We start from the raw sequence: 13775 nt of genomic DNA on the forward strand, positions 1-13775 counted from the left end.
CTTCGCGGCAACGCCGTTACGCCATCTGTCCCATCATCACTTTGATGGTTTCTGCCAGCACGCTGCCGATCGCGCTGGTGCCCCGGTCGTGACCAATCAGCATCAGCGTTTGTGCCTGCTGCGACAGTTCACGTACCGGGATATACATCAAACGCCCGCTGCGCAGATCGAATTCGATATCAAACGGCGTTAAAAAGGTCAGCGCCTGATCGAACATCGCCGCCTGGCGCATCACTTCGATTGAGTTGGTTTCAATTACCGGATGCACGGTGACCATCGCCCGGGCAAACAGCTCATTCAGATACGGGCGGATCACCATCGACTTATCGGCAATCACCAGCGGATGAGGCACGCAGTCGCTGAGCCTCAGGCTGGTTTTATCGGCCAGCGGATGGCCGGGAGCAACCACTGCGCCCAGTCTGCCGACGGCGCTGCCCAGCATGCGCAACGAGGGCGGCAGGTCAAAATCGAACCCCAGCCCGAGGTCGGCCTCACCGGATCCCACCGCGGCGGTAATGTCATCGCCGGTGGTCATCTGCCGGAGGATCAGTTTCACCCGCGGATTTGCCCGGCGAAATTCAGCGGCCATTCGCGGGATCAAATTGGCGGCCAGCCCGCTCATCATCGCCACCGTCACTTCGCCTCGCCGTAATCCCTTCAGCTCTTCAATCTTAATCTGCGCCCATTCCAGCTCTTTAAAGGTCTGCCGCACATGGTGGATCAACACTTCGCCCGCCGCGGTTAACACCATTTTACGCGGCAAGCGCTGGAACAGCGGGGTGCCCAGTTCTTCCTCCAGCGCGAGGATCTGGCGGTTGATTGCCGACGCTGAGATATGCAGCCGACCTGCGGCTTTGCGGATCGATCCGCAGCGCGCCACTTCATCCAGGTAGGTCCAGAGCCGGTGTTGCAACATGCAAAACTCCTGCGTTGCCTTTAAGGCATCAATGAGTACGAAAATATGTGCTTTTAAGGTAACGAAAATCGCGGCATAACTGAACAATCTTCAGTTGAGGGGGCAAAAAAATGGCAGGTGTAAGTCGCAGGGGATTTGCAAAAATGCTGGCGGGTGCGGTGATGTTACCGGCTCTGGCGCCGTTACTTTCGAAGCGTGCAATGGCGGCCGATAAAAGCATTAAGATCGCGTTGTTATTACCCGGCTCCGTCGCCGATGGCGGCTGGAGCATGCTCGCTTATCAGGGATTACAGGCCCTGAAAAAAGAGGGCTTCACCGTTGCCTGGAGCGAAAGCGTGCCGCAGGCGCAGATGGAACAGACTATCCGCGGTTATGCCGACGACGGCTATTCGCTGATTATCGGACACAGCTTCGAATACGGCTCGGCCTTTGCTGAAATCGGCCCTGATTATCCGGACACCTATTTCTTTGCGTCGACCTTCAAGCCAGACAGCAAAGCACCTGCCAACGTTGAGTACGTCAATCTGGCCTACCTGCAGTCGGCTTATGCTGCCGGCGCGCTGGCGGCACTGATTTCCGATAAGGGCAAGGCGGTGGGCTTTGTCGGCGGCGGGGATAACCCGACGCAGCAGGCGATGATGCGGGCGTTTATTGCCGGCGCGGAGAAAACGCGTCCGGGAGTAAAAGGCCTGGGCGTGGTAACCGGCGATTATGACAATGCGGCCAAAGGTCGGGAAGCGGCCACCACCCTGATCGGCAACGGTGCGGATGTGATCTGGCATACCGCCGATGTGACCGGCTTAGGGGCGCTGCAAGGCGCGGCGGCAGCGAAGGTCAAAGCCATCGGCTGTTATGCCGATCAGAAGGACGTGGCACCGGCGTATATCGCCTGCAGCCTGAAGCAGAACCTTGACTGGATGGTGGAAGAAGTCGGCCACTCGGTCGCCAGTAAACGTTTTATGGGCGGCAAAGAGTGGTCGCCAACGGTCGCCAAAGCCTGGTCAGTGGTGTACGGCAGCGAGCCATACAACAGCAAGCTGGTCAGCGCCGAGGCCTGGCAGACGTTTACCGCCATCTGGCAACAGCTGGATAACGGCAGCATCGTTCCTAACGTGTGAGCAAAGGATTTTTGATATGGCATCAACTCCGTCAGTCCGTGTCGCGCTCAATAAGATCACCAAGCGTTTTGCGCGCGTCACGGCCAATGACTGTGTGACGATGCAGGTGGCTTCCGGGGAAATTCATGCGCTGCTCGGTGAGAACGGCGCCGGGAAAAGTACCCTGATGCAGATCCTCTATGGCCTGTATCAGCCCGATGAAGGCGAGATCGTTATCGAAGGTAAGCCGGTGACGTTGCGCGATCCGGGTGATGCCATTGCCTGTGGCATCGGCATGGTCCATCAGGAATTTATGCTGGTGCAGCCGATGACCGTGGTGGAAAACGTGATCCTCGGACTGAAAGAGACCCGCAGCGGTCGGCTGGATTTACGCACGGCGGCGGCGCGTTTGCAGACCTTGTCGGATCGCCATGGTCTGGCGGTCGATCCCTGGGCGAAGGTACAGCATCTGCCGATTGGCGTGCAGCAGCGGGTTGAAATCCTCAAGCTGCTGTATCGCGATGCCCAGGTGTTGATCCTCGATGAACCCACCGCGGTGCTGACACCGCAGGAAAAAGAAGGGCTGTTTGCCACGCTGAAATCACTGCGTGCCGAAGGGCGCTCGGTAATCATTGTGACGCACAAACTGTATGAAATTATGGCGATAGCCGATCGCGTCTCGGTGATGCGCGGCGGCAAGATGATCGATACCGTGGCGGTCAGCGAGACGTCGGAAACCGATCTTGCCCGGCGCATGGTGGGACGAGATGTGGTGCTGAGGGTGAATAAATCGCCCTGTCGGCCGGGAAAAGAGGTGCTGCACGTCGACAATATCGCGGTGCGGGACGAATCCGGTCAGCAAAAAATCTGGCGAGCCTCGCTGAAAGTGGCCGCCGGGGAAATTTTAGGCATTGCCGGTGTCGACGGTAATGGGCAGTCCGAACTGGCTGAAGCGTTACTGAATCTGCGCGAAGTGGAAGCCGGGCGCATCTGGCTGGGGGGCGAAGATATCACCGAGCTGTCTCCTGCCGGGCGACGCGCGAAGGGCATGGGCTTTATTCCCGCCGATCGCCGGGGCGTCGGATCGGTGACCTCGCTGTCGATTGCAGATAACGCCATGTTAGGCGCGCAGCAAACCTTTACCCATGCTCGCGGCTGGCTGCTCGACCGCAAGAAAATCGCGCTGCACGCACGGGCGATCGTCAATCATTTCAAGGTCCGCACCCCGGATACCGACTTCGAAGCCGGAAAACTGTCCGGCGGCAATCTGCAAAAACTGATCCTCGGTCGCGAAGTGGCCCGTAAACCGCAGTTACTGGTGGTGGAACAGCCGACGCGTGGGCTGGACGTTGGCGCGGTGGAAGCGGTCTGGCAGGCGCTGCTGGCCGCACGCGACAGCGGCTGCGCTATCGTGATGATTTCGGCCGAGCTGGAAGAGATCCTCAACCTGTCTGACCGGGTGGCGGTGATGTACAGCGGGCAAATCGCCGGGATCCTCGATGCCTCAGACGCCACGGCCGAAAAGCTCGGCGAACTGATGGCCGGTGGCAAACTTGTTTCAGGAGCCGACAATGACCAGGCTGCTTGAAAAACGACTGGCACCCGCCGACTCCTCAACCGCCATTGCCATCACCACCTCCGGCGCCATGCTGGTGGCCTTTTTCCTCGCCGGACTGCTGTTTATCCCTTTCGGCGGCAATCCACTCAGCGCCTATGGCTTTTTATTCAGCGAAGCGTTCGGCTCGGTGCGTGGCATCGGGCAGACGCTGGTGCAGGCCACACCGTTGATCCTGATTGCGCTCGGGACGATTGTGATCTGGCGCGCGGGGCTCGGCTACATCGGCTTTGAAGGCTGCTTTTTAGTGGGCGCCGCGGCGGCGAGCTGGGTGGCGTTAGCCGGCACGCCGCAGGGCTTGCCGTGGAGTTTGCCGGACTGGGCTTACTGGCCCGCCGTTATCGTGGCGGCTTTTGTCGCCGGTTCGCTGTGGGCCGGCTGGGTGGGATATCTGCGGGTACGGTTTGGCGGCAACGATGTGCTGATCTCGCTGATGGCGAACTATGTCGCCATTTTCCTGATCCAGTATCTGGTCTCCGGGCCGATGCGGGCGATGGGCGATCTGCCGCAAACGCCGCGTCTGCCGAAAGAGAGCTGGTTGCCGTTTATTATGGACGGTATGCGGGCGCACTGGGGATTAGGCATCGCGCTTATCGCCACGCTGTACGTCTGGTGGTTGATCCGGGCGACGCCGGCGGGCTTTGAAATCATTGTCAGCGGACTCAATCCCAAAGCCGCGCGCTACAGCGGCATTGATGTTGCCAGCCGTCAAATGAAGGCGGTGCTGTTGGGCGGTGGACTGGCCGCACTGGCGGGACTGTGTGCGGTGTTGGGTGTGCAGCACCGTCTGATGGAAGGCTTATCGGGCGGCGTGGGATTTATCGGCGTGGTGGTGGCGTTGCTCGCCAGACTCAATCCGTTGCTGGTGATACCAACCGCCATTTTGTATGGCGGGCTTGAGGTTGGCGGCAGCGCGATGCAACGCCAGACGGGCTTGCCCACCTCGGTGGTGCTGATCCTGCAAAGTCTGGTAGTTATCCTGATCCTCGCGGGCGATATCCTGCGCTATTACCGTCTGCGCTGGCCTGCTCGTTCGCCGCACTCTTCTCTGACGGAGGAGAAGTCATGACTGCACTGATGCATATCGATACGGCGTTTATTGTTACCTGGCTGGCGGCAGCGGTGCGCCTGGCCGGCCCGGTATTGCTGGCAGCCCTCGGCGAAATCTATGCTGAGCGCTCGGGCGTGCTGAATATTGGCCTTGAAGGCACCATTTTGATGGGTGCGCTGGCCAGCTATATGACCGCCGTCTACAGCGGTTCTACCGCGCTGGGCTTTATCGCCGGCGGCGTGGCCGGATTGGTGGTGGGGATGTTGCTGGCCGCGCTCTATTTACGGGCGCATGCCAGCCAGATCGTCATTGGCATCGTCTTTAACATCCTCGCCGGCGGCGTGGCAACCTGGACCTACTCGCTGGTGATGGGCGACAGCTCTTCGCCAACCATCGCCATGCTTAACGCCATCCATATTCCCGGTCTTTCCACGCTGCCGGGCATCGGGCCGGTGCTGTTCTCCCAGCCTCTGCCGCTGTATCTCACCTTATTGTTAGTCGGCATTGCGCACTATGGCCTGTTCCATACCCGGTTCGGCCTTTCGCTGCGTGCCGTCGGGGAAAACCCTCGGGCGGCGCATGCCGCGGGCCTCAACGTGCTGCGCATCCGCACCTGGGGCGTACTGCTCTCGTGTCTGGGCGCGGGCCTGGCGGGAAGCTATCTGGTCACCGCGCAGATTGGTCTGTTCCGCGACAATATTGTCAGCGGCCAGGGATTTATCGCGTTGGCCATCGTCATATTTGGCCGCTGGAGCCCGGTTAAAGCGCTGATTGCCGCCTGTATTTTTGGTGCGGCGGATGCGCTGCAACTGTCGCTTCAGCTGTTTGAAAGCAGCCTGCCGCCGCAGGTGCTGCTGGCGCTGCCTTATCTGTTGACGATCCTCGCCATGTCGGGCGTCGTTGGACGCACGGTGCAGCCTGCGGCGTTAACTCAACCCTATCGCAAGGAGTAATGGATGAAAAATTTCCGCCTGACTAACCCCGCGGAGGCTCAGGTCTTCCGCATCAGCCCGAAAGACACCAACTACTTTGCGGTGCTGTTCGACCAGCAGCAGGACGGTATTGAAAACATCTTCGTGGTGGAGATTTTTACCGTCGGCGGCGCAACGCCACCCAATGAACATGCCCATGCTCACGAGTTCTTCTACGTGCTGGAAGGTGAGGGCGTGGCGAGCTGCAATGGCGATGAGGTGACCATCGGCAAGGGCGATGCGCTGCTGCTGCATCCGGGTAATGAACATCTGATCCGCAATACCGGCAGCGGCAAGCTGTACACCCTGACCGTGATGACACCGAACGAAGGGTTTGCGGAACTGATCCGCAGCGGCCAGCCGATGGCGCTGGATGAAGAAGATTTGCGTGTATTAAGCGGGAGTTAATATGTCAGGACTGAATCCCCTGGGAAGTGCGGCGCACAACCAATGGCGCGTGTCGGCCAGCGAGGTCAACATGGTGCGGCCACCGGTTTCCTGCCATCCGGTTAGCCTGCTCAGCCGTGGCAGAGAAATCACCTTCGATTTGCAGCGCACCGCGCTGCTGGTGATTGATATGCAGAATGACTTTTGTCATCCCGAGGGGTGGCTGGGGCACATTGGCGTCGATGTGACGCCGGCGCGTGCGCCGATTGCACCGCTGCAATCCCTGTTGCCATCGCTGCGTGAAGCGGGTGTGCCGGTGGTCTGGCTTAACTGGGGAAACCGGCCCGACAAGCTCAATCTCAGCCCGGCGTTACTGCACGTCTATAACGGCGACGGCGCAAGCGTGGGGCTGGGCGATCCGCTGCCGGTATCGGGTGAACCGGTATTGCAGGAAGGAAGCTGGGCCGCCGAGGTCATCGATGAGTTAACGCCGGCAGTGGATGACATCCGCATCAGTAAATATCGCATGTCCGGCTTTAAGGACACCGTGTTGGACAGCGTGCTGCGCAATATGGGCATCACCACGCTGCTGTTTGCCGGCGTGAATGCCGATCAGTGCGTGCTCTGTACGCTGCAGGACGCCAATTTTCACGGCTACGACTGCCTGCTGTTGGAAGACTGCAGCGCGACCACGTCCCCGGCGTATTGCCTGGATGCCACGCTGTACAACGTGCAGCAATGTTTCGGTTTCGTCGTCAGTTCAGCCGAACTGCTGCCGCAGCTTTAAGGGGGCCTCTTGTCTTATATTCTTGCTGATGGCTGGATCATCACGATGAATCCCGACCGGGATATCTACCAGCAGGCCAGCCTGTTAATCAGCGGCGATCGCATTGCCGCCATCGGCTCGCGGGAAACGCTGCAGGCGGCGAACCCGGAAGCCGAGATCATTGATTGCCGTGACAGCATCATTATGCCCGGCATGGTGAACACCCATACGCATCTGTTCCAGACGCTGCTGAAGGGGCTGGGCGATGATATGGTGCTGAAAAAGTGGTTCACCTGCATGACCGGGCCGAGCGCCGTGGCGCTGACCGAAGAGGATGTTTTCGCCGCCGCGCTGCATGGCTGCGTGGAGTCCATCCGCTCGGGCGTGACCTCGCTGGTGGATTTTATGTATGCGCATCCACGGCCAGGCCTGACCGCCAAAGTGATTGAAGCCTTTGAGCTTAGCGGCATTCGTGGCCACGTCTGTCGGGGATTCCTCACCACCGGTGAAGAGCACGGCATTCCTGCCGAATTGATTGAAACCCCCGAAGCGGCGCTGGCCGATGCCCGCCAGGTGATCCACCGCTATCACCGTGCGGATGGGCGGGTCAAAGTCGGGTTGGCACCGAGTATGATTTGGGCGCTGGATGAGAAAGTCCTGCGCGGCACGCGGGCGCTGGCCAATGAAACCGGCGTGCTGATCACCACCCATGTGGCGGAAACCGACTTTGAGATTGCCCAGGCGCAGCTGCGTTTTCAGAGCAGCGATACGGAATTCCTCAGCGACATCGGCTTTCTCGGGCCGGATGTGCTGGCCGTCCATTGCGTGCAGTGCAGTTCGCGGGATATCCGCGCGCTGAAACATCACGATGTGCGGATTTCGCATAACCCGTGCAGCAATCTCTATCTGGCGTCCGGCATTCCGCCAATCCCGGAGATGCTGGCCGCCGGTCTGACCGTCGGGCTGGGTTCCGATGGCCCGGCCAGCAGTAACAACCACAGTTTGTTCCAGGCAATGAAAACCGCCGCGCTGATGCAGAAGGGCGTCCATCGCGATCCGACCATTATCACCGCTGAAAAAGTGCTGGAGATGGCGACCATTGACGGCGCGCGCGCCATCGGGCTGGACCATCTGGTGGGATCGCTTGAAGTGGGGAAAAAAGCCGATGTAATTGTTATCGGAACCGATCATCCGGCGATGACGCCGATCCATCATCCGGTTTCCGCGCTGGTGTACTCCGCGCTCGGACACGAAGTCACCGATGTGTTTATCGAGGGTGAAGCGGTGATGCGAGCCGGAAACCTGACGCGGGTCAATCAGCGTGACGTACTGCTTCGTTCCCGCCTGGCCGCCGCGTCACTGGCTGCCAGAACCGGCAACGATCGACCCCGGCCATGGCGGTCTGCCGCGTTCTAACCGGTCACGGAACCCCGTGGCATAATATTGACCGTCTCGTGCAGTTCAGACCACACCAGCACCGCTTCGCCGCTGCTTAACTGGCGGCGAACATCCTTCACTTTTTGTTCCAGCGAGCGTTCCTGCTCACCGTAGTCGGTGCCTTCACGCAGGACAAAAGATTCAATCAGGTTATCGAGGGTTTCAGCGTCGAGCTCTTTCCAGGGAATAATCACGTTAGTTGTCCAGCCAGGTTGAAAGCCATTGAGGAATGCGTTGCTCAAGCCACATTTGCGGGTTACGTAAGGTGCCGCAGACAAATCCTACATGGCCGCCATGTTCGGTCAGTTGGTAGGTCACTGAAGCAGGGAGCAGATCGGCCGCGGGGATCACCTCGCGGGTCATAAAGGGATCGTCTTTGGCGTGAATGATCAGCAGCGGTTTCGCCACGCCAGGCAATCGCGGCATCGCGCTGCAGCGGCGATAATAATCGGTCGCATCCTGAAAACCGTGCGCCCGGGCAGTAATGGCATCATCAAAATCCCGCAGTTTTTTCAGCGCCCGGAGTTCAGTCAGATCGATGGGCAAGGTGCCGGGCCAGGCAAGCAGTTTGCGTTCAGCGTTTTGCTTCAGCAGGTTTAGCAGATAGCGCTGATAAACGCGGGAAAATCCCTGCTCCAGTTTCTGGCTGCAGGGTTCCAGCATCAGCGGGGCCGATACCACCACCGCCGCATCCAGCAGGCAGTTTTTGCCCTGCTCGCCCATCAGGCAGGCCAGCATATTCCCGCCCAGCGAAAACCCAACCGCCGCGGTGGGAACCTGACCCCACTCTTCACGCAGCCAGTTAAGGAAAAAGGTGGCATCGCTGGTTTCGCCAGAGTGGTAAATCCGGTTAAGGCGATTCGGCTCGCCGCTGCAGCCACGAAAATGCATCACCACACCCAGCCAGCCTCGCGCTTTACAGCTTTCCAGCAGCCCGTGGGCATAGGGACTGTGAAAGCTGCCTTCCAGACCGTGGAACAGCACCATCCGCGGTTTGTGTCTGGCACCCGCAGGGTCTTCACTCCACGCCAGATCGACAAAATCCGTGTCCGGCAACGTCAGGCGCTGCCAGTGAGGTTTTAAGGTAATCCGACGGCGAACCAGGCGCGGCAGAAGCGTTTGCAGGTGCGCATTGCTCATGCCGGTTAAGGGCTGAAAAGAGACGGCTGCTGAGTGATTAAAATTCATGTTCAAAATGCTTGTAGGATCTCTGTCACATTGCTAGCTTCGACAAGTTCGTTTCTGGTCAGGGGGTGAGGAGCACCCGTTTCATATGGAACTGAGTTTGTTTTTATCGATGTTAGGCTTTTTATGGGTCGCTGCCATCACGCCAGGCCCTAATAATATGTTACTCACCGCCTCCGGCGCCAACTTTGGTTTTCTGCGCTCGCTGTGGTTGCTGATTGGCATCATGATCGGCATGCAGGTGATGCTGCTGATGGTGGCCTTTGGCATTGGTGGACTGATCCTGCTCTATCCTTCGCTGCATCTGGTGCTGAAAATTGGCGGCAGTGCCTATCTGCTGTGGCTGGCATGGAAAATCGCCAGCGCGAAGTACGAGAAACTGGACACCGAAACGGCACCCGCCGCGCCGATGCCGTTCTGGCAAGGCGGCCTGCTGCAGCTGATTAACCCGAAAGCCTGGCTGATGGCGCTGGGCGCGGTGGCCAGCTTTAGCCTCGCCGGTGAAGCCTATCGCGGTTCGGTGCTCGCCATCAGCGCCGGGATGGCGTTGGTGAATGTGGTTTCCGGCGTGATCTGGCTGGGCTTCGGCTCGCTGATTGGCCGTATCCTGCGCAGCCGCCGCGCGTGGACGATATTCAATGTCTTTATGGGAATCCTGACCGCGGCCTGCGTGCTGCTGATCTGGCATTAATTCCCCGCCCGGCAACATGAACCACCGGCAGGTAGGCTGCTCCCTGAAGGGGCACTTTCTCTGCCGGTGGTTTTTTTATGGGCTAAACCCGGATTCTGACTAAGAAACCCCGCATTTGATCTAAGGACAAAAGGTTATAACAGATAATTTCTAATTACTTTCTTGCGATGGTCACTGTCGGTTACAAAGGCGTTATTCAAACAATAACGTGCGGCGGAAGACATCATGGCAGGAAAATTCACTCTTACTCTTATTGCAGCATCACTCGGATTGTCGGCGCTTAGCGCCCAGGCGGTGGACGTCACTGTAGCCTATCAAACGTCTGCCGAACCGGCGAAAGTCGCTCAGGCCGATAACACCTTTGCCAAAGAGAGCGGGGCGAAAGTCGACTGGCGTAAATTCGACAGCGGCGCGAGCGTGGTGCGTGCGCTGGCTTCCGGCGATGTGCAGATTGGTAACATCGGCTCAAGCCCTCTGGCCGTAGCCGCCAGCCAGCAGGTACCGATCGAAGTCTTCCTGCTGGCCTCTCAGCTGGGTAACTCTGAAGCGATGGTGGTGAAAAACACCATCAAAACCCCGAAAGATTTGATCGGCAAACGCATCGCCGTGCCGTTTATCTCCACCACCCATTACAGCCTGCTGTCCGCGCTGAAGCATTGGGGCATTCGTCCCGATCAGCTGCAAATTATCAACCTGCAACCTCCCGCCATTATTGCTGCCTGGCAGCGTGGCGACATCGATGGCGCCTACGTCTGGGCACCTGCGGTTAACGAACTGGAAAAAACCGGCAAGGTGCTGACCGATTCCGATCAGGTCGGGAAATGGGGCTCGCCAACGCTGGATGTCTGGGTGGTACGTAAAGATTTTGCGCAGAAACACCCGGAAGTGGTCACCGCCTTTGCCCGCAGCGCGCTCGCGGCACAGAAAGGCTATCTCGATAATCCCGAGCAGTGGCTGAAAGAGGGCGACAACCTGAGCAAACTGTCCCGTCTGAGCGGCGTGCCGGAACAACAGGTTCCCGGTCTGGTGAAAGGCAATACCTATCTCACCGCCCAGCAGCAGGTTGAACAACTCGGGAAGCCGGTCGATAAGGCGATTGTCGATACCGCTAAATTCCTGAAAGAGCAGGGCAAGGTGCCGCAGGCGGCCACCGATTACAGCGATTACGTTACCGATCGCTTCGTTAAACCTCTCGCGACGCAATAAGGAGTTCCCATGCTGACGGTCTCGCATCTTACGGCTCGCTATGAAGGGCATCTCGCACTGCAGGATATCAACCTGTCGATTGATTCTGGTGAGCTGCTGGTGGTGCTGGGACCTTCAGGCTGTGGCAAAACCACGCTGCTGAATCTGATTGCCGGTTTTCTGCCTGCCGAATCCGGCAGCATTATGCTGGATGGCAAGGCGGTCACCGGGCCGGGCGCTGAACGCGGCGTGGTGTTTCAACATGAAGGGCTGCTTCCGTGGCGCAACGTGCTGGATAACGTCGCTTTTGGCCTGCAGCTGGCCGGCGTCGAGAAAAACGCTCGCCGCGAGGTGGCTCGCCAGATGCTGAAGAGGGTTGGGCTGGAAGGCGCTGAAAAACGCTTTATCTGGCAGCTGTCCGGCGGCATGCGCCAGCGGGTGGGCATTGCCCGGGCGCTGACCGCCGACCCGCAGCTGTTGCTGCTGGATGAACCTTTCGGCGCGCTTGACGCCTTCACCCGCGAGCAGATGCAGGAACTGCTGCTGACCTTGTGGAAGGAGAGCGGCAAAAAGATCCTGCTGATCACTCACGATATCGAAGAAGCGGTGTTTCTTGCCAGTGAACTGATCCTGCTGTCGCCCGGGCCGGGAAGGGTGATTGAGCGACTGCCTCTCGACTTTGGTCGTCGTTATATCGCTGGCGAGTCCTGCCGATCCATCAAGTCCGATCCGGCGTTTATTGAGCGCAGAGAATACGTTTTAGGCCAGGTCTTCCAGCAACGCGAGGTGTTTTCATGAGCCTGTTATCCACCGAAAAAACCGTGCCACGCCGCGTGCGTCTGCGTTGGCCCTTTGGCCGCCAGATCACGCTGAGTGCGGCGACCTTGCTGGTGATCCTCGCGATTTGGTGGGGCGTCACGGCGCTGAAACTGATTGCGCCGCTGTTTCTGCCTGCGCCGCAGCAGGTGTTCCATCAGCTGCTGACCATTGCCAGTTCACAGGGGTTTATGGACGCCACGCTCTGGCAGCATCTGGCCGCCAGTCTGACCCGCATCCTGATCGCGCTGTTTGCCGCGGTGATTATCGGCGTGCCGGTAGGCATTCTGATGGGATTGAGTGCAACCGCTCGCGGCATTCTCGATCCGCTGATCGAACTTTATCGTCCGGTTCCGCCTCTGGCCTATCTGCCGCTGATGGTGATCTGGTTTGGCATTGGCGAGACCTCCAAAATCCTGCTGATCTACCTGGCCATTTTTGCCCCGGTGGCGATGTCAGCCCTGGCTGGGGTGAAAAGCGCCCAGCAGGTACGCATCCGCGCGGCCCAGTCGCTGGGCGGCAACCGCTGGCAGGTGCTGTGGTTTGTGATTTTGCCTGGCGCACTGCCTGAAATCCTCACCGGTCTGCGCATTGGTTTGGGCGTGGGCTGGTCGACGCTGGTGGCCGCTGAGCTGATCGCCGCCACGCGTGGACTGGGCTTTATGGTGCAGTCCGCCGGAGAATTTTTAGCGACCGATGTGGTGCTGGCCGGCATTGCCGTCATCGCCCTGATCGCTTTCACCCTTGAGCTGGGGCTGCGCGCGCTTCAGCGCCGCTTAACCCCGTGGCACGGAGTACACTCATGAACGAACGTCTGACGATTACCGCGCTGGGCCCGAATATCGGCGCTCAGGTTTCCGACATCAACCTCAGCCGTCCGCTGAGCGATGCGCAATTCGAACAGCTTTATCATGCGCTGATCCGCCATCAGGTCTTATTCTTCCGCGATCAGCCGGTCACGCCTCAGCAGCAGCGTGCGCTGGCCACCCGCTTTGGCGACCTGCATATCCACCCGGTTTATCCTCACGCGCCGGGTGTGGAAGAGATTATCGTGCTGGATACCCATGACAATAATCCGCCGGACAACGATAACTGGCACACCGATGTGACCTTTATTGCCACGCCGCCGGCTGGCGCGATCCTTGCGGCCAAACAGCTGCCGGAAACGGGTGGCGATACGCTGTGGACCAGCGGCATTGCCGCGTATGAGGCGCTGTCTGAACCCTTTAAGGTGCTGCTGAGCGGATTACAGGCCGAGCATGACTTTACCAAGTCATTTCAGGAGTTTAAGCATCGTGGCAGTGAAGAGGAGCATGCGCGCTGGAAGCTGGCGGTCGAGAAGAACCCGCCGTTGCTGCATCCGGTGATCCGCACCCATCCGGTCAGCGGCAAGCCGGCGTTATTCGTCAACGAAGGCTTTACCACGCGCATTGTGGATGTCAGCCAGAAGGAGAGCGAAGCGCTGCTGAACTTCCTATTTGCCCATGTCACCAAACCGGAGTTTCAGGTCCGCTGGCGCTGGCAGGAGAACGATATTGCTATCTGGGATAACCGGGTCACGCAGCATTATGCTAACGCCGACTATCTGCCGCAGCGCAGGATCATGCATCGGGCCACCATCCTGGGTGACAAGCCTTTTTACCGCGCTGAACGCTGAG

15 protein-coding genes are annotated in these 13775 nt (G+C 59.0%); 12 read left to right on the forward strand and 3 right to left on the reverse strand.

Annotated elements, in window-relative coordinates; translation table 11 throughout:
* Positions 1 to 16 precede the first annotated feature (16 nt).
* On the reverse strand, positions 17 to 916 hold the full coding sequence (locus AC0IXH_RS19910; protein WP_013204171.1) for a LysR family transcriptional regulator: 900 nt from the start codon (positions 914 to 916) through the stop codon (positions 17 to 19).
* 110 nt (positions 917 to 1026) lie between these two features.
* Here AC0IXH_RS19910 and AC0IXH_RS19915 point away from each other — a divergent pair, with 110 nt between their 5' ends.
* The 7 genes from AC0IXH_RS19915 to AC0IXH_RS19945 are packed head-to-tail and all read left to right on the forward strand — an operon-like array spanning position 1027 to position 8219.
* Positions 1027 to 2034, forward strand: coding sequence for a BMP family protein (locus AC0IXH_RS19915; RefSeq protein ID WP_455916506.1), 1008 nt, complete (start codon positions 1027 to 1029; stop codon positions 2032 to 2034).
* Between the two features lie 16 nt (positions 2035 to 2050).
* The gene (locus AC0IXH_RS19920) at positions 2051 to 3601 is read left to right on the forward strand and encodes an ABC transporter ATP-binding protein (RefSeq protein WP_471720890.1); all 1551 of its coding nucleotides are present in this window, start codon (positions 2051 to 2053) and stop codon (positions 3599 to 3601) included.
* Positions 3585 to 4697 (forward strand): ABC transporter permease, encoded by a 1113-nt coding sequence (locus tag AC0IXH_RS19925; RefSeq protein WP_346568049.1) that lies wholly within the window; start codon positions 3585 to 3587, stop codon positions 4695 to 4697. The genes AC0IXH_RS19920 and AC0IXH_RS19925 overlap by 17 nt, the downstream gene beginning before the upstream one ends.
* Positions 4694 to 5632: an ABC transporter permease gene (locus tag AC0IXH_RS19930; RefSeq protein ID WP_471720891.1), complete on the forward strand. Its 939-nt coding sequence runs from the start codon at positions 4694 to 4696 to the stop codon at positions 5630 to 5632. Before AC0IXH_RS19925 ends, AC0IXH_RS19930 begins: the two co-directional genes overlap by 4 nt.
* Positions 5633 to 5635: 3 nt before the next feature.
* On the forward strand, positions 5636 to 6058 hold the full coding sequence (locus AC0IXH_RS19935; protein WP_053141563.1) for a cupin domain-containing protein: 423 nt from the start codon (positions 5636 to 5638) through the stop codon (positions 6056 to 6058).
* A 1-nt stretch (position 6059) separates the two neighbouring features.
* The gene (locus AC0IXH_RS19940; protein WP_013204165.1) at positions 6060 to 6824 is read left to right on the forward strand and encodes a cysteine hydrolase family protein; all 765 of its coding nucleotides are present in this window, start codon (positions 6060 to 6062) and stop codon (positions 6822 to 6824) included.
* Between the two features lie 9 nt (positions 6825 to 6833).
* Positions 6834 to 8219, forward strand: a complete 1386-nt coding sequence (locus AC0IXH_RS19945; RefSeq protein ID WP_013204164.1) for an amidohydrolase family protein — start codon at positions 6834 to 6836, stop codon at positions 8217 to 8219.
* Here AC0IXH_RS19945 and AC0IXH_RS19950 read toward each other — a convergent pair.
* Both AC0IXH_RS19950 and AC0IXH_RS19955 read right to left on the reverse strand, forming a co-directional pair.
* Positions 8216 to 8434: a YheU family protein gene (locus AC0IXH_RS19950; protein ID WP_013204163.1), complete on the reverse strand. Its 219-nt coding sequence runs from the start codon at positions 8432 to 8434 to the stop codon at positions 8216 to 8218. The genes AC0IXH_RS19945 and AC0IXH_RS19950 overlap by 4 nt on opposite strands.
* Before the next feature lies 1 nt (position 8435).
* On the reverse strand, positions 8436 to 9428 hold the full coding sequence (locus tag AC0IXH_RS19955; protein ID WP_471720892.1) for a hydrolase: 993 nt from the start codon (positions 9426 to 9428) through the stop codon (positions 8436 to 8438).
* Positions 9429 to 9513: 85 nt separating this feature from the next.
* On the opposite strand from AC0IXH_RS19955, the gene AC0IXH_RS19960 reads away from it, so the two are divergent.
* The 5 genes from AC0IXH_RS19960 to tauD all read left to right on the forward strand — a co-directional run bounded on the left by AC0IXH_RS19960 (position 9514) and on the right by tauD (position 13774).
* Positions 9514 to 10116 (forward strand): LysE family translocator, encoded by a 603-nt coding sequence (locus AC0IXH_RS19960; protein WP_013204161.1) that lies wholly within the window; start codon positions 9514 to 9516, stop codon positions 10114 to 10116.
* Between the two features lie 225 nt (positions 10117 to 10341).
* A complete protein-coding gene (gene tauA, locus AC0IXH_RS19965) occupies positions 10342 to 11322 on the forward strand; it encodes a taurine ABC transporter substrate-binding protein (RefSeq protein ID WP_013204160.1) in 981 nt (326 codons plus the stop codon).
* A 9-nt stretch (positions 11323 to 11331) separates the two neighbouring features.
* Entirely contained in the window at positions 11332 to 12099 is a 768-nt protein-coding gene (tauB, locus tag AC0IXH_RS19970; protein ID WP_471720893.1) for a taurine ABC transporter ATP-binding subunit, read from the forward strand.
* Entirely contained in the window at positions 12096 to 12923 is an 828-nt protein-coding gene (tauC, locus tag AC0IXH_RS19975) for a taurine ABC transporter permease TauC (protein WP_013204158.1), read from the forward strand. The genes tauB and tauC overlap by 4 nt, the downstream gene beginning before the upstream one ends.
* Positions 12920 to 13774, forward strand: coding sequence for a taurine dioxygenase (gene tauD / locus AC0IXH_RS19980; protein WP_471720894.1), 855 nt, complete (start codon positions 12920 to 12922; stop codon positions 13772 to 13774). Before tauC ends, tauD begins: the two co-directional genes overlap by 4 nt.
* Position 13775 lies beyond the last annotated feature (1 nt).

Source organism: Erwinia sp. AC075 (assembly GCF_979253995.1).